This window comes from Actinokineospora xionganensis (genome assembly GCF_014323725.1).
Lineage (GTDB): Bacteria > Actinomycetota > Actinomycetes > Mycobacteriales > Pseudonocardiaceae > Actinokineospora > Actinokineospora xionganensis.
The window spans coordinates 112,088-135,485 of sequence record NZ_JABVED010000014.1; the positions used below are offsets into that span (position 1 = coordinate 112,088).

General features: G+C 68.3%; 17 protein-coding genes. 10 read left to right on the forward strand and 7 right to left on the reverse strand.

Going from position 1 to position 23,398, the window contains the following annotated elements:
- Window positions 1-54: 54 nt before the first annotated feature.
- The 3 genes from GPZ80_RS23435 to GPZ80_RS23445 all read right to left on the reverse strand — a co-directional run bounded on the left by GPZ80_RS23435 (window position 55) and on the right by GPZ80_RS23445 (window position 2,431).
- Window positions 55-648 carry a TetR/AcrR family transcriptional regulator gene (locus GPZ80_RS23435; RefSeq protein ID WP_187223218.1) on the reverse strand — a complete coding sequence of 198 codons (594 nt, stop codon included), beginning with the start codon at window positions 646-648 and terminating at the stop codon, window positions 55-57.
- Window positions 645-1,535, reverse strand: coding sequence for an oxygenase MpaB family protein (locus tag GPZ80_RS23440; RefSeq protein ID WP_187223219.1), 891 nt, complete (start codon window positions 1,533-1,535; stop codon window positions 645-647). The genes GPZ80_RS23435 and GPZ80_RS23440 overlap by 4 nt, the downstream gene beginning before the upstream one ends.
- A 62-nt stretch (window positions 1,536-1,597) precedes the next feature.
- Window positions 1,598-2,431 (reverse strand): nitroreductase/quinone reductase family protein, encoded by an 834-nt coding sequence (locus GPZ80_RS23445; protein WP_187223220.1) that lies wholly within the window; start codon window positions 2,429-2,431, stop codon window positions 1,598-1,600.
- A gap of 342 nt (window positions 2,432-2,773) precedes the next feature.
- Between GPZ80_RS23445 and GPZ80_RS23450 the strand changes: the two genes are divergently transcribed.
- From GPZ80_RS23450 to GPZ80_RS23485, 8 genes are all read left to right on the forward strand, one after another.
- Window positions 2,774-3,928 (forward strand): ROK family transcriptional regulator, encoded by a 1,155-nt coding sequence (locus GPZ80_RS23450; RefSeq protein ID WP_187223221.1) that lies wholly within the window; start codon window positions 2,774-2,776, stop codon window positions 3,926-3,928.
- Between the two features lie 27 nt (window positions 3,929-3,955).
- Window positions 3,956-5,272 (forward strand): ABC transporter substrate-binding protein, encoded by a 1,317-nt coding sequence (locus GPZ80_RS23455; protein WP_187223222.1) that lies wholly within the window; start codon window positions 3,956-3,958, stop codon window positions 5,270-5,272.
- On the forward strand, window positions 5,272-6,276 hold the full coding sequence (locus GPZ80_RS23460; protein ID WP_187223223.1) for a carbohydrate ABC transporter permease: 1,005 nt from the start codon (window positions 5,272-5,274) through the stop codon (window positions 6,274-6,276). The genes GPZ80_RS23455 and GPZ80_RS23460 overlap by 1 nt, the downstream gene beginning before the upstream one ends.
- Window positions 6,273-7,097 (forward strand): carbohydrate ABC transporter permease, encoded by an 825-nt coding sequence (locus tag GPZ80_RS23465; RefSeq protein WP_187223224.1) that lies wholly within the window; start codon window positions 6,273-6,275, stop codon window positions 7,095-7,097. Before GPZ80_RS23460 ends, GPZ80_RS23465 begins: the two co-directional genes overlap by 4 nt.
- The gene (locus GPZ80_RS23470; RefSeq protein ID WP_187223225.1) at window positions 7,094-8,344 is read left to right on the forward strand and encodes a 6-phospho-beta-glucosidase; all 1,251 of its coding nucleotides are present in this window, start codon (window positions 7,094-7,096) and stop codon (window positions 8,342-8,344) included. Before GPZ80_RS23465 ends, GPZ80_RS23470 begins: the two co-directional genes overlap by 4 nt.
- A complete protein-coding gene (locus GPZ80_RS23475) occupies window positions 8,341-9,327 on the forward strand; it encodes an N-acetylglucosamine kinase (protein ID WP_187223226.1) in 987 nt (328 codons plus the stop codon). Before GPZ80_RS23470 ends, GPZ80_RS23475 begins: the two co-directional genes overlap by 4 nt.
- 17 nt (window positions 9,328-9,344) lie before the next feature.
- Window positions 9,345-10,787 carry a cellulase family glycosylhydrolase gene (locus tag GPZ80_RS23480; RefSeq protein ID WP_312880523.1) on the forward strand — a complete coding sequence of 481 codons (1,443 nt, stop codon included), beginning with the start codon at window positions 9,345-9,347 and terminating at the stop codon, window positions 10,785-10,787.
- A 109-nt stretch (window positions 10,788-10,896) separates the two neighbouring features.
- Window positions 10,897-14,031 carry an NACHT domain-containing protein gene (locus GPZ80_RS23485; protein WP_187223227.1) on the forward strand — a complete coding sequence of 1,045 codons (3,135 nt, stop codon included), beginning with the start codon at window positions 10,897-10,899 and terminating at the stop codon, window positions 14,029-14,031.
- A 168-nt stretch (window positions 14,032-14,199) separates the two neighbouring features.
- On the opposite strand, the gene GPZ80_RS23490 is transcribed toward GPZ80_RS23485, so the two are convergent.
- Window positions 14,200-16,554, reverse strand: coding sequence for a family 20 glycosylhydrolase (locus tag GPZ80_RS23490; RefSeq protein WP_187223228.1), 2,355 nt, complete (start codon window positions 16,552-16,554; stop codon window positions 14,200-14,202).
- 280 nt (window positions 16,555-16,834) lie between these two features.
- On the opposite strand from GPZ80_RS23490, the gene GPZ80_RS23495 reads away from it, so the two are divergent.
- Window positions 16,835-20,032 (forward strand): discoidin domain-containing protein, encoded by a 3,198-nt coding sequence (locus tag GPZ80_RS23495; RefSeq protein WP_187223229.1) that lies wholly within the window; start codon window positions 16,835-16,837, stop codon window positions 20,030-20,032.
- A 392-nt stretch (window positions 20,033-20,424) separates the two neighbouring features.
- Complete coding sequence (locus GPZ80_RS33785) at window positions 20,425-21,654, forward strand: acyl-CoA dehydrogenase family protein (protein WP_312880524.1); 1,230 nt, start codon at window positions 20,425-20,427, stop codon at window positions 21,652-21,654.
- 209 nt (window positions 21,655-21,863) lie between these two features.
- Here GPZ80_RS33785 and GPZ80_RS23505 read toward each other — a convergent pair whose 3' ends face one another.
- From GPZ80_RS23505 to GPZ80_RS23515, 3 genes are read right to left on the reverse strand one after another with little or no spacing between them, the layout of a single operon-like run.
- The gene (locus GPZ80_RS23505; RefSeq protein ID WP_187223230.1) at window positions 21,864-22,430 is read right to left on the reverse strand and encodes a GAF domain-containing protein; all 567 of its coding nucleotides are present in this window, start codon (window positions 22,428-22,430) and stop codon (window positions 21,864-21,866) included.
- On the reverse strand, window positions 22,427-23,044 hold the full coding sequence (locus GPZ80_RS23510) for a GTP-binding protein (protein WP_187223231.1): 618 nt from the start codon (window positions 23,042-23,044) through the stop codon (window positions 22,427-22,429). Before GPZ80_RS23510 ends, GPZ80_RS23505 begins: the two co-directional genes overlap by 4 nt.
- Window positions 23,022-23,396, reverse strand: a complete 375-nt coding sequence (locus GPZ80_RS23515; RefSeq protein WP_187223292.1) for a DUF742 domain-containing protein — start codon at window positions 23,394-23,396, stop codon at window positions 23,022-23,024. Before GPZ80_RS23515 ends, GPZ80_RS23510 begins: the two co-directional genes overlap by 23 nt.
- Window positions 23,397-23,398 lie beyond the last annotated feature (2 nt).

Sequence of the window (23,398 nt, forward strand, 5' to 3'; positions counted from 1 at the left end):
ATGCGTTATCGGGGTTGGTGAACGGTGGGCGGTCACTCAGCAGTGGGTTCTCACCTATGTCAAGCGCACCAAGGGGGTTATGTGGGTGCGGGCGAAGGTGCGGGCGGCGTCGACGTCATCTACCGGGATGACTCCGTCCGGGGTAAGCACCAGTGAGAGGGCGAGTCGGGCGAGGATTTCGGCTACCGGTTCCGGCTCATACGGCTGCAGCTTTCCCTCCGCCTGCAGCCGTCGGGTGATGGCCGCCAGGTAGTCGCGGCCCAGGGCCAGGAATGGGCCCGCCTCGGTGGTCAACAGCGGCAGCGTGAACTCCGGCTCGGTGACCAGCAGCCGGGTCAGCAGCTGGTTTCGTCGCACACCCTGGGTGAAGGCGACGAACCCCTCCACGACTTGCTCCTCCGCCGACGCGTCCTGGTCTATTCGGGCGTCGACGTCGGCGATGAAGCGGTGGGCTTCTCTGATGGCCACGGCGCGGACTATGTCGCTTTTCTGGGCGAATCTGCGGTACAGGGTTGCCGGGCTCAGCTTTGAGCGTTTGGCGACTTCGCCCATGCTGGTGCGGCGGATGCCGAACTCAAGGAACGCCGATAAGGCGCCGTCGAGGATCTCTGGTTGGGTGGGGTCTTCGCGTTCGTCGAGGGTGATCACAGGATTCCCGCCGTTCGCTTGGCCTCGTAGGCGATCTTGTAGAGCCGGAGGCGGGCGGGGGCCCGGTTTCCGGCCAGGCCGATCAGCTTTCCCAGGCGACGGAAGCGTTTCTCGTCGCCTGGGGACCACCGCAAACCGGTGATCTCGCGCATCCTCGGTGGCAGCAGCCCGGCCGTGGCCAAGCGCAGGACCTCGCGGTTGAGGGGTTTGGCCATGGTCCAGGCGACACCGGGGACGAACCACACCGGGGGTTTCGGCACGTCCCACAGCCGCAGTGACGCCAGGACGTCGCGTACCGAGTCGTTGTCTTCCAAGCGGTTCTCGACCATGTCGGCGAAATAGTCGTGGAAGCCGTCGATGGTGTCGGGCATGTGGTGGTCGCGCAGGCCCAGGATGCGGCCCAGTTGCCGCCACTCCGCGTACATCCGGTCCTGGTCCGCCGCGCTGATCTCCTCGCCGAGCATGTCCTTGTACCGCAGCATGGTCTCGAAGAGCGTGGCGTGCACCCACCAGTACGCCTCGGGGTTCAACGCGTGATATCGCTCGCCGCGGTGGTCGACGCCCTTGATCGACTTGTGCAGTTCCCGCAGCCGGGCGGCTTCGTCGAGGGCCCGGTCGCCTGCGAAGATGAGGGAGAACAGCGACTGCAGGGTGTCGTCGAGCCGCTTCCATGGGTCCTCGCGGAAGTTCGAGTGCTCCTTCACCCCCGCGCCGACAACCGGGTGGGCGACCTGCAGCAGCAGAGCCGCCCCACCGGCGAGGATGGCGCGCCGGTCGCCACCGACGCGCCAGGCCACCGAGTCCGGCCCGAGTGGGCACGGTTGGGTCTCCGGGTCCCCCACGAAGTCGTCAGCTGAAGTGTCGCGGGACCGATCGACCGGGTTCATCCGCACCTCCGTGAGAGAGTGACACCCAAACTCTCTCACGCTGTCTGGCAGGCGACCACTCGTCAGGCGACGCCGTCGATGACCGGGATCAGCTGCTCCTCCTCGTAGTCGAGGTGGCGTTCAAGCTCCTCGGTGAGCCGCTCGACCTCGGCGAGCACCACCTGGGTGTCCGCGCCGACGGTGGAGATGACCGACTGGAGGTCGGCGAGGAGGGCCGTGATCTTCACGTGCTCAGCCCGCAGCCGGTCCAGGGTCGGGGCGAGCTCGGGGTGGCCCGCCTCCAGCGCCGAGAACATCCCCTGATCCTCGTGGGTGTGATGGATGTGCAGCCCATGGCACATCGTCAGGCAGTTCACCCGCAGCTGCGCGCCCAGCCGCGGTCCGGACTCGGCGATCTCGCCGCGGATCAGTGCGAGTTCCCGACGGAACGCGCCGTGGATGGCCTTGAGGGCCTCGCCGAACGTCGCGCCGTTCGGCGGCCCGCCGGAGACCTGCTCCAAGGCCACCACGGGAATGATCCGGTCCGTCATGGCTTCGTACTCGGCCCACTCGGGGTCGCCCTCGGCCGCGCGGGCGTAGGCCTCGTCGCGTTCGGCGCCGGTCAGGACGGTCGCCCTGGCCTCGTAGGTGAACACACCGTCCTCGACCTGGACCAGCGGATCCGCCACCAGGTTGGTGTACCAGTGCGGGGGTTTCGACGAACCACTCGCGGAGGCGATGACGAGCACACGGTCACCTCCGTCGGGCAGGTAGCTGACCGGGGTCGTGTGCCGGACGCCGGAGCGGGCGCCCGTGGTGGTGAGCAGGAGCAGGCGGGAACCTTCGAACTGGCCGCCGACCTGGCCTGCATTGGCGCGGAACTCGTCGATGATCCGCTGGTTGAACGGGTTGGGCATAGTGCGTTGTCTCCATGACTGTTGGTTTTCGGGCGCGGGGAAGCGCGGCTCACATCAGGTGGAAGTCGTGTGGAGACAACAGCAGGCGGGCCTCTGGCCCGCCCGACGGTCAAGCGTTCGCCGGACCGCTTACTCGCTCGTGGCCCATGGCCGACCCGGCAGTCACGGCGACGATCTTACTGACGCAGCCGACCACGGCAAACCGATAAACGGGAAATTCTGGTCTAGACCAGAAGGGGCAGAACCCTTGACGCCGCCTATACCGCAGTTCTAGGTTTCGCCATTAGTTAGACAGTCTGCCTAACTAATTGTTCGCCCACCGCCGAAGAACCGGGACCTGACGTGGATCAACTGGCCGGCTCGTCACGCCTGCTCCGCGAGATCAATGAGACCGCGGCGCTCGGCCTGCTGCTGGAGCACGGCCCGCTCACCCGTGGGCACCTGCGCGAGCTGACCGGGCTCGCCAAGCCCACCACCTCCGAGGTCATGCGCAGGCTCCAGGAGGCGGGCCTGGCCAAGGTTGTCGGGCAGACCACCGGTGGACCCGGCCGCAACGCCGACGTCTACGCGGTCAACCCGGACGCGGCCTACGCCGCCGCGGTCACCCTCAGCACGCCGACGAACACCCTGGTCACGGCGGTCTGCGATCTCACCGGCCAGGTCCGGGTGCGTGAGGAGGCCGCGGTCGACTTCGAGGTCACCGACCCGGTCGACGCCGTGGCGGGCGCCATCCGCGCGGCCTGCAAGCAGGCCCGGGTCCCGCTGCGCAAGCTCGACCACGTCCAACTCGGGGTGCCCGGCTCCTACGACGAGCGCGCCGACGTGATCCGCTACGTCGACGTGCCGGGGTGGTCGCGTCCGGGGCTCATCGGCGAGATCCGCTCGCGGCTGCGGACCGAGGTGAGCGTCGACAACGACGTCAACCTCGCCGCGGTCGCCGAACGCAGCCGGGGCATCGCGGCCGGGTCCGACGGGTTCGCCCTGCTGTGGCTCGGCGACGGGCTCGGTCTGGCCATCGACCTGGGCGGCAAACTGCTGCGCGGCGCCCGGGGCGGGGCGGGCGAGATCGGGTACATCCCGGTCGGGATGCCGGGCCAGCTCCAAGGCGTGCAGGACTTCCAGGACCTCGTCGGCGGCCCGGCGATCCGTGAACTGGCGCTGCGCCACGGAATCACCGCCGACACCGGCCACGCCGCCGTGGCCGCCGCCTGCATTCGCCCCGACGACTCCCCGTTCCTCGACGAACTGGCGATCCGCGTCGCGGTCGGGCTCGCCGCGGTCGTCGCGGTGCTCGACCCGCCCCTGGTGGTGCTCAGCGGCGAGGTCGGGCAGGCGGGCGGCGTCGCCCTGCAAGACGCCGTGAGCACCGCTCTGCGCACCGTCTCCGTACTCGAAACCACCGTGGCCGCCACCAGTCTCACCGACGACGTCGTCCTGTTGGGCGCGCTCGACGCCACCCTGTCCGCGGTTCGCGCCGCGCTGCTCGGCCGGAAGTAAGTCCCACACCCCATCCCGGGAGATCGCATGAAAACCCGCTCCCTGTTAGCCGCCGCTGCCGCATTGCTGATCACGACCGCCTGCACACCGGGAGGGTCGACGGACACCGCCGTGGCTCCGGCCGGACAGGATGTCTCGGGCACCGTCGAGTTCTGGCACTTCTTCACCGGCCGCGAGGCCAAGTCGATCGAGGACGCCGTCGCCGCGTTCAAGGCCACGCACCCCAAGATCGACGTGAAGATCACTTCCGGCCAGGACGACACCAAGATGCTGCAGGCGATCTCAGCGGGCAACGGCCCCGACGTCGGCCTGTCCTATTCCACCGACATCGTCGGCAAGTTCTGCTCCAGCGCGGCCTGGCGCGACCTGAAGCCCTATATCGAGCGGGACAAAGTGGACCTGGGCCAGTTCCCGGACACGGTTCGCAGCTACACCGAGTACCGCGGCAAGCGCTGCGCCATGCCGTTCCTCGCAGACGTGTACGGCTTGTACTTCAACAAGAAGCTCCTCGCCGACGCGGGCTACACCGCTCCCCCGAAGTCGATGGCCGAGCTGTCCGACATGGCGAAGAAGCTCACCAAGCGCGCACCGGACGGCACGATCGAGGTCGCGGGTTTCGTGCCCCTGCTGAACTTCTACGAGAACGTTCCCTCGCACATGGCGCCGGTGTGGAACGCGCAGTGGCTCACCGGCGAGGAGAAGTCGGCCATCGGCGCCGACGCCCAGTGGCAGGAGATGCTCCGCTGGCACAAGGACCTGGTCGACTGGTTCGGCCACGACAACCTGGTGAAGTTCACCTCGGGCCTGGGTGACGAGTGGAGCGCCGACAACGCGTTCCACCAGTCGAAGGTGGCGATCGCGGTCGACGGCGAGTACCGGGTGGCGTTCCTGCGCGAGCAGGCCCCGACCATCGACTTCGGCACCGCGCCGCTCCCGGTCCCCGACGGCCAGCAGGACCGCTACGGCGCCGGGTATGTCACCGGCAACATCGCGGGCATCTCCGCGAACGCCAAGAACCCGGAAGCGGCTTGGGAACTGGTCCGGTATCTGACCACGAACACGGACTCGATCGTCACGCTGTCGAACGCGATCAAGAACGTGCCGAGCACCCGCGACGCGCTCAAGTCGGACAAACTCGAGACGGACCCGCACTTCAAGACGTTCCTGGACATCTTCGCCCACCCCAAGACGGCGACCACGCCGCCGAACGCGGCCGGGCCGAAGTACGTGGAGCTGACCCAGGAGTTCGTGGACGCCTACCTCGGCGGCAAGCACCCCGACCTCAAGAAGGGTCTGACCGACCTGGACACCCGGATCGACCAGGCGTTGGAACTCGGGCGCTGATGGCGGCGACAATCGCCGGCGTCACGCGGCCCGCGGTTCCCAGCCGGGGGGTGCCCCACCGCCGCCGAGCTGACCGGCGGCGGTGGCGGCACCGGCTGACCGTGCTCAGCTTCCTGGCTCCCGCGCTCATCGGGATCTCGGTCTTCCTCATCTACCCGCTGCTGTCGGCCATCTACTTCTCGTTCACCCGGTTCGACCTGCTCACCGCCCCGGTCTGGGTGGGTCTGCGCAACTATGAGCACCTCTTCGGCAGCGACCAGACGGCGTGGAAGGCGGCAGCGAACACGCTGTGGCTGGTGGCCTTCCTGGTGCCCGCGCGGATGCTGGCGGCGCTGGCGACGGCCATGCTGCTGACCACGGTGAAGCGCGGCGGGTCGGTCTTCCGGATCATCTTCTACCTGCCCGCCCTCGCTCCCCCGGTCGCCGCGACCATCGCGTTCGTGTTCCTGTTCAACCCGGCCACGGGGCCGGTGAACGAGCTGCTCGCGGTGTTCGGTGTGGACGGTCCACTGTGGTTCGACTCGCCGGAGTGGGCCAAACCATCACTGGTGCTGCTGGGCACCTGGGCGGTCGGCGACCTGATGGTGATCTTCCTGGCCGGGCTGCTCGACGTGCCGAAGCCGCTGTACGAGGCCGCCTCGATCGACGGCGCGAGCAGCTGGCAGAAGTTCCGGTTCATCACCCTGCCGTCGATCTCCCCGGTGCTGATGTTCGCCGGCATCACCGGCGTGATCCAGACGCTGCAGTTCTTCACCCAGGCCGCGGTCGCGGCGAGCGTGGCCAGCGGCAAGGCCACCACGGGCGGCGGCATCTCGTCGACGTTCGGCTACCCCGACCAGGCGCTGCTGACCTACCCGATGCACCTGTACGTCTCGGGTTTCCGCTTCTACGACATGGGTTACGCGAACGCGCTCGCCGTCATGTTGTTCCTGGTCGCCTTCGCGGTGACCCTGGTCCTGCTGCGCCGGTTCCGGGTGTTCGTCACCGGAGGTGAGCGCGGATGAGGCAGTCCTGGCTGGTGGGCGTCGCCCGGCACAGCATCCTGATCGCCGTGGCCGTGATGTTCCTGGCGCCGTTCGGCTTCGTGCTCCTGACCTCGTTCATGACGAGCGAGCAGGCGCTGACGAGCGACTGGTGGCCGTCGTCGTGGCACCCGGAGAACTTCGTCACGATCTTCACCCAGGTCCCGATGCTGCGGTATCTGGGGAACACGCTGATGTACAGCGTGCTGGCGACACTGTTCATGCTGCTCTCCAGCGTGCCCGCCGCCTATGCGCTGGCGAAGCTGCGGTGGCGCGGCAGCAACGCGACGTTCGTCGTGATCATCTGCATGATGATGCTGCCGCCCCAGGTGGTCACGGTGCCGCTTTACCTGATGTGGGCCGACGTCGGCCTGACCGGCACCCTGTGGCCGCTGATCCTGCCGATGCTGGCGGGCGACGCGTTCAGCATCTTCCTGCTGCGCCAGTTCCTGCTGACCATCCCGGCCGACTACCTCGACGCGGCCCGCATCGACGGCTGCGGCGAGTGGCAGGTGCTGCTGCGGGTCGTGCTGCCGATGGCCCGGCCGGGCATCGCCGCCACCGCGATCTTCCAGTTCTTCTTCACCTGGAACGACTACTACGGGCCGCTGCTCTACACCAGCGAGAGCCAGGAGTACTGGACGCTCTCGCTGGCGCTGTCGCAGTTCAAACATCTGCACCACGTCGAATGGAACCTCGTCATGGCGGCCACTGTGCTGGTGATGGCACCGGTGATCATCGTTTTCTTCTTCGCCCAGAAGGCATTCGTACAGGGCGTCACACTCACGGGGGTGAAGGGATGAAGGTGGCCGTCGTCGGCGGCGGGTCGACGTACACGCCCGAACTGGTCGACGGGTTCGCCCGCTCCGGCCCGTTCGACGAGCTGGTGCTGATCGACCCGGCGGCCGACCGGCTGGCCGTGATCGGCCCGTTCGCCCGGCGCATCCTCGCCCGGCACGGCCATCCCGGCCGTCTCAATTGGACAGATGATCTCGACGCGGGGCTCACCGACGCGGACATGGTGGTCATCCAGCTACGGGTGGGCGGGCAGGCCGCCCGGATCAGCGACGAGACGTTCCCGCTGGACTGCGGCTGCGTCGGTCAGGAGACCACGGGGGCCGGCGGGCTGGCGAAGGCCATGCGGACGGTGCCGGTCGTGCTCGACATCGCCCGGCGCGCCCGCGAACTGGCCGCGCCCGGGGCCTGGGTCGTGGCGTTCACCAACCCGGTCGGCATCGTCACCCGGGCGCTGCTCGATGACGGCCACCGCGCCGTCGGGCTGTGCAACGTCGCGATCGGCCTGCAGCGCCACGTCGCGGGGCTGCTGGACGTGCGGGCGGGCGAGGTCGTGCTCGACCATGTCGGCCTCAACCACCTGAGTTGGGAGCGCGCGGTCACCGTCGGCGGGACCGACCGGCTGCCGGACCTGCTCGCCGAGCACGTTGGCGCGCTGGCCGAGCAGGTCCGGCTTCCATCACGGATCCTGGAGCTGACCGGCACGATCCCGTCCTACTACCTGCGCTACTTCTACTGCCACGACGAGGTTGTCACCGAACAGCGCGCAACCCCGTCACGCGGGCAGCGGGTCGCCGACATCGAGCGCGAACTGCTGGCCATGTACGCCGATCCCCTGCTGGACACCAAACCGGCCCTGCTCGGCGAGCGTGGTGGCGCGTACTACTCGGAGGCCGCGGTCGGGCTGATCGCCTCACTCGCCGGGGACGACCAGGCGGTGCACGCGGTCAACGTGCGCAACGACGGGACGCTGCCGAACCTGGCCGACGACGCGGTCGTCGAGGTGTCCTGCCGGGTGGGGGCGCTGGGCGCGACGCCGCTGCCGACCGCGCCGCTCGGGCCCGACCTCGCGGGTCTGGTCGGCCACGTGTCCGGCTACGAGGAACTCGCGGTCCAAGCCGCGGTCCATGGCGGACGCGACCGGGTGTTCCGCGCCCTGCTGGCGCATCCGCTGGTCGGCCAGTTCGACCTCGCCGAGCAGCTGACCGACCGGCTGCTGGCCGAGAACGCCGCACACCTGGCCTGGGCCAGATGAGCGTGTTCCTCGCCGTGGACGGCGGCAACTCCAAGACCGAGGTGCTGGTCGGCGACACCGACGGGCAGGTCGTGGGCTTCGCCCGGGGCGGCGGGACCAACCACCAGACCTCGGGCGGGCTGTCCGCGGTGATGGGCAAGCTCACGCAGCTGGTGCGCGGCGTCGGCGACGGCAGGCGCCCGGAACTGGCTGTCGTCTGCCTGGCGGGAGCGGACCTGCCGGTCGAGGTCGCCGCGCTCACCGCGGCGGTCGAGACGGCGGACTGGGCCGACAAGTCCATTGTGGACAACGACATGGCGGCGCTGTTGCGGGCGGGCACCGAAGCCCCCGACGCCGTCGCGGTGGTGTGCGGGGCGGGGATCAACTGCCTGGGCCGCGCGGCGGACGGCCGGATGGTCCGGTTTCCCGCACTCGGCCACGTCTCCGGCGACTGGGGCGGTGGCCAGCACCTCGGTGCGCTCGCGCTGTGGCACGCCGCCCGGGCCGAGGACGGCCGCGGCCAGGCGACCGCCCTGGTCGCCGCCGTGGCCGGGCACTTCGACCGCAGCACCGCCGCCGAGGTGTCCGCCGCCGTGCACCTCGGCGAGATCTCCCCGCGGCGGCTGGGCGAGCTGAGCCCGGTGCTGTTCCGGGTCTCGGCGGCGGGCGACGAGGTGGCGCGTTCGGTGGTGGCCAGGCAGGCCGACGAGATCGTCGCCCTGGCCACCGCCGCGCTGCGCAGGCTCGACCTGCTCGCCGCGCCTGCCACCGTGGTGCTCGGCGGCGGGGTGCTCCGCGCCCTCGACCCACTGCTGTTCCAACTGGTCAGCGCCGGTCTGCACGCCGAAGCGCCGCGCGCGGAGATCACGCTGGTCACCGATCCGCCGGTCGTGGGCGCCGCCCTGCTGGCGATGGACACACTCGGGGCGGACCGACCCGCCCAGGAGGCGATGCGCGCGCAAGTGCGGCGCCTGATCGCCGCACACCAACCGGGAGAGCTCTGACAACAAGGAGGAACGACGTGCGACCCTTCGCCAAACCACGTTCGCGAACGACCGGTGCCTTTCTCGCCTTGGGGGCCGCCACCGCGATGGTGGCGATCGTCCTGCCGACCCAGCCGGTGTCCGCCGCTCCGACGGTGCACCAGGCCGAAGCCGCGACCGTGTCCCAGGGGGTGGTCGAGTCCAACCACGCCGGCTTCACCGGGACCGGGTTCGTCAACTACCACAACGTGAGCGGCAGCTACGCCGAGTTCACCGTGACCGCCGCCGCGGCGGGGCCGACCACGTTGACCTTCCGCTTCGCCAACGGCACCACGGCCAACCGGCCGATGGATATCCGGGTCAACGGGGCGCTCGCCGCCGACGACCTCGCCTTCGGCCCCACGGGCGCCTGGTCGACGTGGAAGACCGCGTCGACCACCGCGACGCTGGCCGCGGGCACCAACCGGATCCGGGCCACCGCGGTCGCCGCCACCGGCGGGCCGAACCTCGACAGCCTCACGATCGGCGGCCCGACCGCAGGCTCGACACCCGCCGCGATCAACGGCCAGCTGAAGGTCTGCGGCACGAAACTGTGCAACCAGTACGGAAAACCGATCCAGCTGCGCGGCGCCAGCACGCATGGACTGCAGTGGTACAGCAACTGCGTCAGCGGCGCCTCGCTCGACGCGCTCGCCACGGACTGGAACGGCGATGTCCTGCGGATCTCGATGTACATCCAGGAAGGCGGGTATGAGACCAACCCGCGCTACTACACCGATCTGGTCCACTCGATCATCGAGCAGGCCACGGCCCGCGGGATGTACGCGATCGTGGACTGGCACATGCTCAGCCCGGGCGACCCGTACCACAACCTGAGCCGTGCCAAGACCTTCTTCACCGAGATCGCCCAGCGGCACAACAACAAGACGAACCTGCTCTACGAGATCGCCAACGAGCCCAGTGGCGTGAGCTGGTCGCGGATCAAGTCCTACGCCCAGGAGCTGATCCCGGTGATCCGCGCGCACGACCCGCAGACGCCTATCCTGGTCGGCACCCGCGCGTGGTCGTCGCTCGGCGTGTCCGAGGGCGGCAGCGAGGCCGAGGTCGTCAACAATCCGGTGGCGGCGGCCAACATCATGTACGTCTTCCACTTCTACGCCGCCTCCCACACCGACGAGTACCTCAACACGCTCTCGCGGGCGGCCGACCGGATCCCGGTGTTCGTCACGGAGTTCGGCACCCAGGACTACAGCGGTGACGGCGCGAACAACTTCACCATGTCGCAGCGGTACCTGGACTTGATGGCGACGAAGAAGATCAGCTGGGTCAACTGGAACTTCTCCGACGACCAGCGCTCGGGTGCGGTCTTCCAGCCGGGGACCTGCCCTGGCGGCCCGTACGCGGGCACCTCGCGGCTCAAGCCCGCGGGCGTGTGGATCCGTGAACGGATGCGGACCGCGGACAACTTCCCGACAAGCTGAGCTGACCGAGCGGCGGGTCCCGGTGCGCGCGCCGGGGCCCGCGTTCGTAACGACCCGATCTTCGACGCGATGTAGTGGTCTGACACCTCTCTGTCGACCTTGGACTCGCATGCAGCGTCACACCGGGTTCGCCGTCGAGTCCGCAAGCGGCGACAGCCCACTCAAGCTGATCAACGACTATCTCGCCGTGCTGGGCTGGCGGTTGCCTGCTGCGTTCATCGCGGTCCTGGCAGGACTGCTCCTGCTCGGCGTGGTGCTGACCATCATCAAACCGCTGGCCCCGCTGGTGCGCCAGTGCTGGATCTTCACGACGTGGATCGCCCGGCGCCGGGTGAGCGCCGAGCGGCGCAGGCAGCGCAGGCGGCGGATGTTCGCCACGCATGTCGATGACCAACTGCGGCACTTGGAGCTGCAGGAGGACTGGCGCGACGAGAAGTACGCCGAGCTGGAAGCCGAAGTCGAGGTGGAGCGGAGTTGGCGCGGCCGGTGGCTGCGCAAGCTGATGCCGTTCCGCCGCGCGCAGCTGCAGCGAGTCAAGTCCCTGTCGAGTGCCCTGGCTCGCAGCGCGGAGCCGCTGGTCCTGCTCGAAGGCGAGCCGGGCGCGGGTAAGAGCGTAGCGCTGCGCCACCTTGCCCGGAAACTGGCCCGAAGCGCGGCGGACAGTCGGGATCCGCGCTCCGTGATCCCGCTCTACCTCAACCTGAAGTCCCTCGACGTACGCCCAGAGCAGGTCTCACCCGACGAGATCCGCCGCTTCGTGCTCACCACGCTCAACGAGGTCAACAGCCGCGACGTGCAAGATGTGCTCGACGAGGAGTTCGACCGGGGGCTGGAGGAGGGCACCTGGCTGTTCCTCTTCGACTCGTTCGACGAGATACCGGACCTCCTCTCCGCTGAGGACGCCCGCGAGATCGCGCCCCGGTACGCGCGGGCGATCGCCGGTTTCCTCGGGCCGTTCACCCGGTGTCGGGGCATCGTGGCGTCCCGCGACTTCAGCAGCCCGGACATCGTCCAGTTCACCCGCTTCCGCATCCTGCGGCTGTCGCAGCGCCAGCAGCAGCGGCTCATCACCCGCGCCGACCTGCAGCGCCCGGTCGACCGGGCGCTGCGCGCGGGACTGGCGACCGCTTCGCGGGACATCACGACCTTCGCCGGGAACCCCATGTTCCTTGGCCTGCTGTGCGAACACCTGCGCAACGGTGTCGAGTTCCCCGCGAGTTCGCACTCGGTGTTCGAGGAGTACCTGGCGCACCGACTGCGCCGCGACGCCGAGCGGATAGAGGCGCGGTTCGGGGTCGGAGTCGAGTTCGTCAGGGCGGGCGCCGAGGAGGTCGCGTTCCTGATGGCCGCGACCCCGCGGATGGGCCTCACCCCGGAGCGATCGACGCTGCGCGGGCTGGCCTCGTCCATGGAGCGGCTGGCACCCACCTCGCTCACCACCGTGCTCGACGTGCTGGAGTACTCGAAGCTCGGCCGCGGCGACACCAACGCCGGGAACGAGCCGACCTTCTCGTTTGTCCACCGTCGCTTCCAGGAGTATTTCGCGACCTGCGTGGTGATCCGCGACTTCGCCCGGGTGCCGGTGACCGCGCTGATCGACAATGACCAGTGGCGCGAAACCGCCGTCACCCTGCTCCAGTCGCAGGAAGACCCCGCGGTGATCCCCCTGATCGATGAGGCGCACCGCAGACTGTGCCGCTACACCGGCGAGGTCTCCGGGGACCGGTTCCGATGGCCGTCCGGCTGCCTGCACCTGCTGGGAATCCTGGCGACGGGACTGGAGATCAACCCGGGCCGGGTTCCGGCCGAGATGCGCACGCTGGTGGACGATCTCCTGACCAGCGCCTGGTCCCAGGGCCATCGGCTCGACAAGCGGCGTTCCTTGGCCTTCGTGAGCATCGCGAGCACCCCGACCGCCGAACACCTGTTGACCGAGGCATTCCGCTCCCGAAACGACTACCTGCGCGAAGGCGCTTTCCGGGCGGCGGGGTCACTGCCGGACCTCACCGACACGATGCGGGGACAGATCCGTCGGACGCTGCTCGGCGTCGCGAGCACCTCGGCCCTCTACACCAAGCGTGCTTCGACGGTCGCCCAGGTCAAGCGGCTCGCGCGCCCTGCGGAGTTCCTGCGTCTGCTCGCCCTGCTGACCTTCGCGATGCCGCTCGCGCTCGGCTTCTCGGTCGGCGGCACACTGGCCGTGATGACGGCCTCGGACACGCGGGCCCTCGTCCTGGACTCGGTGGCGTGGCTCGTCGCCCAGGTCTTCATCGTGGTGGCGGCGGCGGCCGTTCTGCGGACGCTGTTCTCCACCGCCGCGCTGCGCCGTGGCGGCAGGCTCGGCGCCTACCCAGCGCCACCATTGGAAGACCGGCTGTGGCGCGGCGCGGTGATCACGATCATGCTCGTCCTGAACACCTTGTTGTGTACCGCCTCCGTAGGGGCACTGATGGGCGGCCCGAGTATCCCGGCGCTGGCGCTTTCCGCCTACGGCGCGCTGTGGGCCCCCGCGGTGATCTGGGTGGCCCGCCGCGGGATCGGCATCCATCCGGCTCTCTGGCTCATTCTCCCCGCGCTACTGGTCACCATCGGCACGGCACGGCTGCCCGGCTGGTTCCGCGAGCGCGTCGAGCAGGTGTGGGTGGCCGGCACGAGCCCGCGCAGGCTGATCCTGGATTACCTGAGCGCGACACTGCGGTCAGTGGTCCTCCGATTGGCGGGCTACACGTTGGTCGCCATCGTGATCGCTGTGCTCGGCGCGGCCATGATCACCGTGATGCCCGAGCTCTACGGACCCACTCCCCCGGCGCTGCTCGTGTGGGCGTTCGGGATTCCCCTCATGGCCGCCGCGGCGGTTCAGGGGGCCGTGAGCGGCCTCGGCCTGCTGCCCCGGGCGGCCCGGGCCAGGTCCGCGGACGACGTCCTCGACCTGTTCGCCCGGGCCCGCGGCGACGAAGCGGTCACCCTGCTGACCAACCGCTTCACCAGTCTTCGACTCAACCAGGACCCCGAGGTCCGGGCCGTGTTGGAGGACTTGGTGGGCGAGATCGAGCGCGCCCAGCTGATCGCGCTGCTCGAACAGCGACTGTGCGTTCGGGAGTCATGCCCGAGCCTGGCCGCGCGCGAAGTCCCCGCCCATCCCGTGCTCGACTCGTACCCGCTGCGCCGGTGGACCCGGCTCAGGGTGCGGTCGGTGCGCGAGGAAACCATCGACGACTTGGCACGCCTCGCCGAGCAGGAGTAGCGGGCCGTGAGATGGCCATGCCCACCAGCGTGTCGACTTCCCGCCGGGAGTTCCACTGGTCGACGCCCTGGTCGACTGGCGAAATTGCTCCGTCGACCTGGGGATCGCAGTCAGAACGCGCGGCGCGGTGGCCCCGACGCAGGTCGGGGCCACCGGGTCGGGGCGCGGTCAGACCTTGGTGAAGGTCCAGCGCTGCAAAGCCGCGCCGGTGTCGGGCTGCTGGGTGAGCTTCGCGCCGTCGGTGCCCGCGGCCGCGGTGACCGCAAGGCCGCTCGCCTGGGACACCAGGGCGTAGCCGCCCGCCGCCGCGGCGACCAGTGACCAGCGTTGGTTCGCCCCACCGGTGCAGGTCCATTGGATGATCGTGGCGCCCGCGGTGGCCGAGCCCCCGTTGACGTCCACGCAAAGGCCACTGTGGACGTTCTTGAGCGTGTAGGTGCCGTCGCCGTTCGCTGTCGTGACGAACCGCTGGTTGTTGCCGGTGTGCGGCGCCCACACGATCAGCTGGGTACCGGTCGCGGTGGCCGAGCCGGGCACGTCGATCGCCTTGCCGGAGGCGGTGATCTGGTAGGTGGCGCCGGAGTCGACCGGGCTCGGTGAGTACACCTCGAACTCGTAGAGCGAGTACCCGTAGGTCGTGGCCCGCTGGGTGCCCTGCATCCGGACGTAGCGACCGGAGCCGGACAGGCCGGTGAGGTCATCGACGCCACCATCTCCCGCCGTCGTGGTGTGAATGGCGGTCCAGGTCGTGCCGTCGGTGGACGTCTCGACGCGGTATCCCCTGCCGTAGGCAGCCTCCCAGGTCAGTTTGACCCGGCTGACCGGCTTCACCGAACCGAGGTCCACGGTGATCCGCTCGCCGTCGGCGTACCCGCTCGACCAGCGGGTCGCGTAGTCACCGTCGACGGCATGGCCCCCGGGGAAGCCCGGGGTCTCGGTGCTGGAGACCGTCACCGGCTTGCCGAAGGCAAGGTTTCCCGGCTGCGCGGCTGTCGGCCACGCAGGGTTGCGGCCGATCGTGGAGATCACCGACGTGAACGACGACCAGGTGGCCACCAGCTTGGGCGAGCCCCACGTCTGCTGCGCGATCATGCGCAGCCCGTCCTTGATGTCCGAGGCGATCCGGGCCTCGGTCGCCACCTCCGGGTAGTCACACCAGACGTGCAGCTTGGAGCCCAGATTCTTCGACCGCGAGGCCGCGTCGATGCTCTGGCTGCCCTGGAACAGGTCCGGGTTCCAGGTGTCATATCCCCACTGGCTGCTCGGGCCGCCAGGGCCATTGGAGTAGAGCACGTAGTAGGTGGGGGTCCAGCTCTCGTTGGAGATCAGGTGGCCGTTGTCGAGATGCTTCTGCGGGGAAAGGCCGTAGTTGTACCAGAACTCGACGATGATGTTCGGGTTCACCGTGACGGCACTGCCGCCGAACAGCCCGTCGTTCCAGGCGCGGGTGGTCTTGCCCGCCGCGCGCACGATTCCGTTGGCCCAGTTGACGAAGCCGAGGTAGGCGTCCTTGGCGTTCGCGGTGGCGCCGTACTTGGCGCGCGCGTAGGTCTGCAGCTGCGGGTAGGCGTTGTAGTCGGTGACGTACTCGTCGGCGCCGATGTGGAAGTACGGGCCAGGGAACAGCGGCAAATACTCGTCGTAGATGTCCTTGATGAGCGTGTAGGCCGCGTCCTTGCTCAGGTCGATGAACCCGTGGTTGACCGTGCCGGTGTTGCTGACGAGCTTGAGCTCCGGGTGCGCGGCGAGGATCGGGTCCATGTGGCCGGGCGCGTCGAGTTCCGGCACGACGGTGATCTTGTACTTCGCCGCCAACGCGATGAGGTCGGTGACCTCCTGCTTGGTCAGGTGCTGGGCGGAGACGTACTCCGGGTGCTTGGTCGACTCGATCCGGAAGCCCTTGTTGTCCGACAGGTGCAGGTGGAAGTAGTTCAGCTTGAGATAGGCCAGTTCCTTGACGTGGTCGCGCAGCCAGTGCGGGGTGAAGTACTTGCGGCCGTTGTCGACCATCAGGCCGCGCTCGGGCTTGAGCGCCCAGTCGCGCGCGGTGCCCTGCGGGATGGACGTGCCCTGCTTGAGCAGCTGCAAAATCGTGCGGGTGCCATAGAAGGCTCCCCTGTCGTCGCGCGCGGACACAGTGATCCGGTCCGTGATGGACAGCGCGTAACCCTCGGCACCGAGAGCGGTGTCCGTCGAGCCGAGGGAGAGCAGGATGTCGCCCGCCCGCAGGTCGGCGGCGGTGCCCGCGACCTGCGCGATGTCGGTGCCCGTCAAGGACTTCAGGTCCTCGGCGAAGGTCTGACTGGTCGAGGCGAGCGCGGCGGAGTCCCGCACGATCCGGCTCGTGGGCATGAACGAGTAGGAGCCGGTGCCGCCGGTCCATTCCCGCAGGGCGGGGATCGTCCGCGGTTTCTCGTTCGCCGCGGCGGCCGCGGCCGGGCCCGCGACGACGACGCCGCCGACCGTGGTCAGGAGTAAGAGAGCGGCGAGCGTGGCGCGCGCCAACAATCGCTTGGAGGCCATCGGTGTCCTTCGGAAGCAGGGGACGGGAACCGAGCAAAGTAGTGGTCCAGACCAAAAGAGTGAAGCGTGCCTGCACGAAAGATGTCAACAGTTGTTCATTCATCTGTCGTAATGAACAGAAATCAACAGCACGCTGCCACAGGCGGCCAAGCGGGGCATTGACAGCAGGTGGCGCAAGAGAGACAGTTCTGCGTAATCCTGCACAAAACTACCCCGCTTCAATCTAAAACAAGCACGCTCGCTGGAGACTCCCCCTGCCCTCCACCCGAGAGGTCTAGTCATGAGAGCCCGACTGTCCCGTCGACTCGCCTTACTCGCCGCCGCCGTCCTCGGCGCTGCCGTACTCCCCCTAATCAGCACCGGAACCGCGTCAGCGGCCACCCTGGGCAACATCACCGCGTTCACCCCGAACGGGTCCACCTATGAGATCTCGGCGGGAACGCCCAAGGTGCGGGTGAGCTTCGCCCAGCCCGGCGTGTTCCGGCTGTGGCTCGCGCCCACCGGCTCGTTCAGCGACCCGGTGGCGGGCAAGATCGCTATAAAGACCGACTTCGGTGCGGTCAACACGACCTGGTCGGACGCGGGCACCTACTACCGGATGAACACCAGCGCGGTGACCCTGCGGGCCTACAAGTCCCCGCTGCGCTTCGAGCTCTACCGGGCCGACAACACCACGCCGGTCTGGAAGGAGTCGACCGGCCTGACCTGGCAGACCGGCTCCGCCACACAGAGTCTGGTCCGCGGCGCCGACGAGCAGTTCTACGGCACCGGGTTCCGCCTCGGCGCCTGGGCGCTGCGCGACCTCTCGGTCCCCGTCGCGATCGACAACACCTGGAAGGAGGGCAAGAACGCCTCGCCCGCGCCGTTCTACCTGTCCACCAACGGCTACGGCGTCGTGCGCAACACCTGGGCGACCGGGCAGTACGACTTCATGTCCACCGTCGGCCTGCGGCACAACGAGACCAGGTTCGACGCGTTCTACTTCGTCGGCGACGGCCCGAAGGACGTGCTCAACCGGTACACCGACGTCACCGGCAAACCCTTCCTCGCCCCGATCTGGGGCTTCGAGATGGGCAACGCCGACTGTTGGAACGCCTCGAACCCCGACTACACCGGAGATCACAACCGGATCGACCACCAGACCACGCCCGACGTGGTCAAGTACGCCGACCAGGCGGTCGCGGCCGACATGCCCTCCGGCTGGTTCCTGCCCAACGACGGCTACGGCTGCGGGTACACCAACCTGACGAACGTGGTCTCGCAGCTGCAGGCCCGGGGCATGAAGACCGGGCTGTGGACCTCGACCGGGCTGGCGAACATCGGCAACGAGGTCGGCGTGTCCGGCAGCCGGGCGGTCAAGACCGACGTCGCCTGGATCGGCTACGGCTACGAGAAGGCGTTCGACGGCGTGCAGCAGGCCGTGAACGGCATCGAGAACAACAGCGACGCCCGCCGCTTCGTCTGGACCGTCGACGGCTGGGCGGGCACCCAGCGCAACGCGGTCGTCTGGAGCGGCGACACCCACGGCACCTGGGACGACATGCGCTGGCACGTACCGGCGATCACCGGCGCGGGCCTGTCCGCGTTGAACTACGCGGCCGGTGATGTGGACGGCATCTACGGCGGCAGCGCCAAGACCTACGCGCGCGACCTGCAGTGGAAGGCGTTCACCCCGGCCCTGATGACCATGTCCGGCTGGGGCCCGGCGAACCCGTCGACCGGGTTCAGCGACAAGCAGCCGTGGCGCTGGGCCGAGCCGACGCTGTCGATCAACCGCAAGTACCTCAAGCTCAAGATGCGGCTGACCCCATACCTGTACTCGATGAGCCGGGTCGCGACCGAGACCGGCACCCCGTCGACCCGGGCCATGGTCCTGGAATACCCGAACGACCCGGTCGCCCGGGGCAACCAGACCAGCCAGCAGTTCATGTCGGGCGACTCGTTCCTGGTCGCCCCGGTCACCAGCGACACCACCGTGCGCGACGGCATCTACCTGCCCGCCGGCACCTGGACCGACTACTGGACAGGCAAGACCTACGCCGGACCGGGCTGGCTCAACGGGTACAACGCGCCACTGGACACGCTGCCGCTGTTCGTCAAGGGCGGCGGGATCGTCCCGATGTGGCCGCAGATGAACCGCAGCGGCGAGAAGCCCACCACGCCGATCACCTACGACATCCACCCGCGCGGCACCTCGACGTTCTCGCTGTACGAGGACGACGGTCTGACCCGGTCCTACCAGACCGGCGCCTTCGCCAAGCAGAAGGTCGACGTCACCGCCCCCACCTCGGGCACGGGCGACGTGCGCATCCAGGTCGGCGCCAGCGTCGGCACGTACACCGGCAAGCTCGCCAACCGCGGCTACGACTTCGCCGTTCACGTGGCCTCCGCACCGAGTGCGGTGACGCTAGGCACGACCACGCTTGTCAAGCACACCACCAAGTCCGCCTACGACAGCGCCACGACCGGCTGGTTCTTCGACCCGGCCGACCGGGCGGGCGTGCTCCACGTCAAGGCCGGCACGCAGAGCACGTCGACCGCGTTCACCGTCACCGCGACCGGCACGACGCTGCCCGCGGCGAACGCCATCCCGACCGGCAGCCAGCCCATCCCCAAGGCGGGCCAGACGGTCCTCTCGGTGGACAGCCAGGAAACCGGACAGCCCGGCAGCAACGCCATCGACGGCAACACCGGCACCATCTGGCACACCGCGTGGTCGAACGTCGACCCGGACCCGGCGCCGCCGCACGAGATCAAGGTCGACCTCGGGGCGAGCTACCAGGTCGACGGACTCCGTTACCTGCCAAGGCAAGACGGCGGCGTCAACGGAACCATCGGACAGTACGAGGTCTACGTCAGCGACAGCAGCACCACCTGGGGAACACCGGTTTCGACCGGAACCTTCAGCGGCGGAACAACTGAGAAGGCCCTGTCGTTCACCGCGAAGACCGGACGGTACCTCCGACTGCGCGCACTGTCCGAAGTGAACGGTGGACCGTGGACATCGGTCGCGGAGATCACCACGCTCGGCAAGCCCGCGGCCGCGTCGGCGCCGATCCCCAAGGCGGGACAGAGCATTGTCTCGGCAAGCAGCCAGCAGACCGGGGAACCGGCGAGCAACGCCATCGACGGCAACACCGCGACCTACTGGCACACCAAGTGGTCCGGCGGCTCGGACCCACTCCCCCACGAGGTGCAGATCAACCTCGGGGCGAGCTACCAGATCGACGGACTCCGTTACCTGCCAAGACAAGACGGCGGTGTCAACGGGACGATCGGCCAGTACGAGGTCTACGTCAGCGACAGCACCACGAGTTGGGGAACACCCGTCGCGACCGGAACCTTCAGCGGCGGAACAACAGAGAAAGCGTTGTCCTTCACCGCGAAGACCGGACGGTACCTCCGGCTGCGCGCACTGTCCGAAGTGAACGGCGGACCGTGGACATCCGCGGCCGAGATCACCGCGGTCGGGCGGTGATGGCGACTACGTAGCGCAACCCTGATGGGGCGGGCGGAAATTCGACGCCGCCCGCCCCCATCGACCCACGACGCTCCGCCCCCGTCAGGTGAGGTCTGACGGGGGCGGAACTTGTCACCCGGATGACAAACAACCGTCCAAACAGCGAATAGACCGAACAGTCGCAACGTTCTCAGCAGTGACGGAAACCACTGCGGGTAAACGACGTCCGACAGTGGTTCCTAACAGGAGTGATCACTGCACGTGATCGAACTCGCCAGTAACAAAGGATCATGGACCCCAGGAATCACCAAGTAGGTGGTACCGCACACGCAGCGTCGATGGCAGGGTTACTCCCCGGCACTCCAAGCCGGAGTCGCGTTGGTCGGTGACGAGATATTTAGGGGACCGCAGTGAACCTCGCCGCCCAGTCGACCAGCTACTTCACGACAGCCCGCCACGAACAGTTGCGTGAGCAGGTCCGGGAGTTCGCGGAGAGCAAGGTGGCGCCCCGGGTAGCCGAGATGGAAGAGTCCCGGGCGGTCCATTTCGAATTGTCCCGACTGATCGCCCAGCAGGGCTGGATCGGCGTGACGGTGAACCCCCGCTACGGCGGCATGGGGCTGGGCCACCTGGCGAAGACGATCATCATCGAGGAGTTGTCGCGGGTCAGCGGCGCGATGGGCGCGATGGTGCAGGCCTCGCAGCTGGGCGTCGCGAAGATCGTGCACTTCGGCAACGAGTACCAGAAGTGGCGCTGGCTGCCCGCCATCAGCGACGGCCGGTGCCTGCCGACGATCGCCGTGACCGAGCCCGAGTCCGGTGGACACGTCGCCGGGATGACCGCCACCGCCAAACGAGTGAACGGCGACTACGTCCTCAACGGGCGGAAGGTGTTCGTCGGAAACAGCCACGTCGGCGACCTGCATGGCGTGGTCGTGCGCACCGGGCCCGGTTCGAAGGGGATGTCGGCGTTCCTGGTCGAGTCCACCACACCCGGATTCTCCCTCGGCCCACACCGGCCCGCGATGGGACTGCACGGCTTCAGCTTCGGCGAGCTGATCTTCGACGACTGCCGGGTCCCGGCGGAGAACCTGCTCGGGGTCGAGGGCGACGGACTTTCGGTGGCGTACTCGTCGAGCGTCCTCTATGGGCGGCCGAACCTGACGGCCGTCTCCCTGGGAATCCACCAGGCTCTGGTCGAGCGGACTGTCCAGTTCACCAAGGAGCACCAGCGCTACGGCGAGTCCCTGAGTGAACTCCCGACCGTCAAACAGAAACTCGGCCAGCTCCAGTCCCAGTTGATGATCTGCCGACTCGCCGCATACCACGCCGCGCACCTACTCGACCAGGGCATCCCGTGTGACGCGGACCTGATCAACGCCAAACTGCTCAACGTTGAATCCTCTTTGGACGCCGCACGCACGGCGATGGAGGTGCACGCGGCGTACGCGCTCGATCCCGACCGCCATATCGAACGCTTCTTCCGCGACGCCAACCATATTTATGCTCCGGCGGGCACTTCGGATGTGCAGCGGTTGCGTCTGGCCGAGGTGGCGCTGGGCACCTATCGGGACCAGTGGTCGGAGCGGTTCGCGGCTGAACTCAGGTCTGGCAGTACTTTTCTGCGCAACGCTGGGTAGGTCCACGCGCGGCTTTGGGTGCGTGGTGCCTGTTGGGGGTTCGCCCGCCGGTTCAACGTTGCTGGCGCCTGGTTGGGTGGTTCGCCTTGATTCGGGTGCGTGGGTAGTGGCTGATCACACAAACACGCCGGTCCGCTCTGCCCCTTGCGATTGGGGGTGGCGATCGGCGCCGCCACCCCACCATCGCCTCATCCGAACGCCGTTGGTAGTCAGCGCTCGCGCTGGTGGATCAGGTCGACCACCTTGGCGGCCATCGACTTGATCAGTTCCAGGCCCGGGCGGCCCCAGTGGCTCTCCTCGGTGGCCACGACGCAGATCGTGCCCAGTGCCGTGCCTGTCCGGTCGATCAGCGGGGCGCCCATGTAGGCGCGGACGCCGATCGAGTTGATCACCGGGTTCACCGCGAAGCGCGGGTAGGAGCACACGTCGTCGAGGACCAAAGCCTTGCGGCGCACCACGACGTGCGGGCAGTAGCCGTGGTCTCGGGCCATCGTGCGGCTCGGGGTGGCGCTCGATGACGACTGCGCGGCCTTCAACGCGTCCGCCTGGACACTCGACGGCACGTGCAGCCCGGCGAAGTACTGCTCGTTCTCGCCGATGAAGTTGACCATCGCGTAGGGGGCGTCGGCCGCCTCCGCCAGTTCCGTGGCGAAAGCGTCGAACTCCGGGTCGGGGGTGCCGCCGAGCCCGAGTTCCTGCAGCCGCACCAGCCGCCTGCCGACCTCCGGGTCGTTGGGCGCGGTGAGCAGCCGGGAGTCGATCATGTCGTAGTTCATGGATGGCTCCGGATCCTAGGGACTGGGGCAGTCGTCCCGGCGACGTCGAACGTCGCGAGGACGGATTCGAGCAGGGCGATCAGCACCTCGCTCGCCGAGCGGGTCCGGCGGGCGTCGCACCGGACGAGCGGCACATGTGGCTTCAGCGCGAGCGCCTCCCGCACCTGTGCGTCGTCGTAGAAGTAGCCGCCTTCGAACTCGTTGAGCGCGACGATGAACTTGATGTCACGCCGTTCGAAGAACTCGACGGCACTGAAGCAGTCCTGCAGCCTGCGGGTGTCGGCGAGGACGACCGCGCCGAGCGCGCCGCGGGAAAGTTCGTCCCACATGAACCAGAAACGATCTTGCCCGGGCGTGCCGAACAAATACAGCACCAAGTTCTTGTCGGTCAAGGAGATGCGGCCGAAGTCCATGGCGACCGTTGTGGTCGTCTTGCTCTCCACACCGGCCACGCTGTCCGTGCCGACGCTCGCCGCGGTCAGCGTCTCCTCGGTGGTCAGCGGCTCGATCTCGCTCACCGCGCCGACGAAGGTGGTCTTCCCGACCCCGAAGCCGCCCGCGATGAGGATCTTGACCTGGATCGGGAACTGCTCAAACGATCCGGCGGAGGCCATCGATCACCGCCCGCAGGACGTCTGGGTCGTTGGAATAGGACGTGCTTGGCGGGAATCTGGCGATCACAGCCCCCAGTTCGATCAGGTCGGACAACAGGACCTTCGCCACGGTGACCGGGCGGCGCAGGTGCGCGGCGATCTCGGCGACCGACGTCGGCACCTGGCACAGGCGCAGCGCCTGGGCGTGCTCCACGCCGAGCCGTTCGGGCGCGACCATGCCGCCGCCCGTGGCCCGGACCAGCGACATCAGGTCCAATGGTGTGCTGGGCTGGGTGCGCCCATCGGTCACGGCGTAGGGACGGACACCGAACAGATCCGCGTCCGCGTCGGGATCCTCGCCCGTACCAGCCATCG

Excerpts from the sequence above, each read along its gene's own strand:
- GPZ80_RS23440 (WP_187223219.1), bottom strand. The coding sequence starts at position 1,535 with ATGAACCCGGTCGATCGGTCCCGCGACACTTCAGCTGACGACTTCGTG.
- GPZ80_RS23445 (WP_187223220.1), bottom strand. The coding sequence starts at position 2,431 with ATGCCCAACCCGTTCAACCAGCGGATCATCGACGAGTTCCGCGCCAAT.
- GPZ80_RS23455 (WP_187223222.1), top strand. The coding sequence starts at position 3,956 with ATGAAAACCCGCTCCCTGTTAGCCGCCGCTGCCGCATTGCTGATCACG.
- GPZ80_RS23460 (WP_187223223.1), top strand. The coding sequence starts at position 5,272 with ATGGCGGCGACAATCGCCGGCGTCACGCGGCCCGCGGTTCCCAGCCGG.
- GPZ80_RS23465 (WP_187223224.1), top strand. The coding sequence starts at position 6,273 with ATGAGGCAGTCCTGGCTGGTGGGCGTCGCCCGGCACAGCATCCTGATC.
- GPZ80_RS23470 (WP_187223225.1), top strand. The coding sequence starts at position 7,094 with ATGAAGGTGGCCGTCGTCGGCGGCGGGTCGACGTACACGCCCGAACTG.
- GPZ80_RS23475 (WP_187223226.1), top strand. The coding sequence starts at position 8,341 with ATGAGCGTGTTCCTCGCCGTGGACGGCGGCAACTCCAAGACCGAGGTG.
- GPZ80_RS23485 (WP_187223227.1), top strand. The coding sequence starts at position 10,897 with ATGCAGCGTCACACCGGGTTCGCCGTCGAGTCCGCAAGCGGCGACAGC.
- GPZ80_RS23490 (WP_187223228.1), bottom strand. The coding sequence starts at position 16,554 with ATGGCCTCCAAGCGATTGTTGGCGCGCGCCACGCTCGCCGCTCTCTTA.
- GPZ80_RS23495 (WP_187223229.1), top strand. The coding sequence starts at position 16,835 with ATGAGAGCCCGACTGTCCCGTCGACTCGCCTTACTCGCCGCCGCCGTC.
- GPZ80_RS23505 (WP_187223230.1), bottom strand. The coding sequence starts at position 22,430 with ATGAACTACGACATGATCGACTCCCGGCTGCTCACCGCGCCCAACGAC.
- GPZ80_RS23510 (WP_187223231.1), bottom strand. The coding sequence starts at position 23,044 with ATGGCCTCCGCCGGATCGTTTGAGCAGTTCCCGATCCAGGTCAAGATC.
- GPZ80_RS23515 (WP_187223292.1), bottom strand. The coding sequence starts at position 23,396 with ATGGCTGGTACGGGCGAGGATCCCGACGCGGACGCGGATCTGTTCGGT.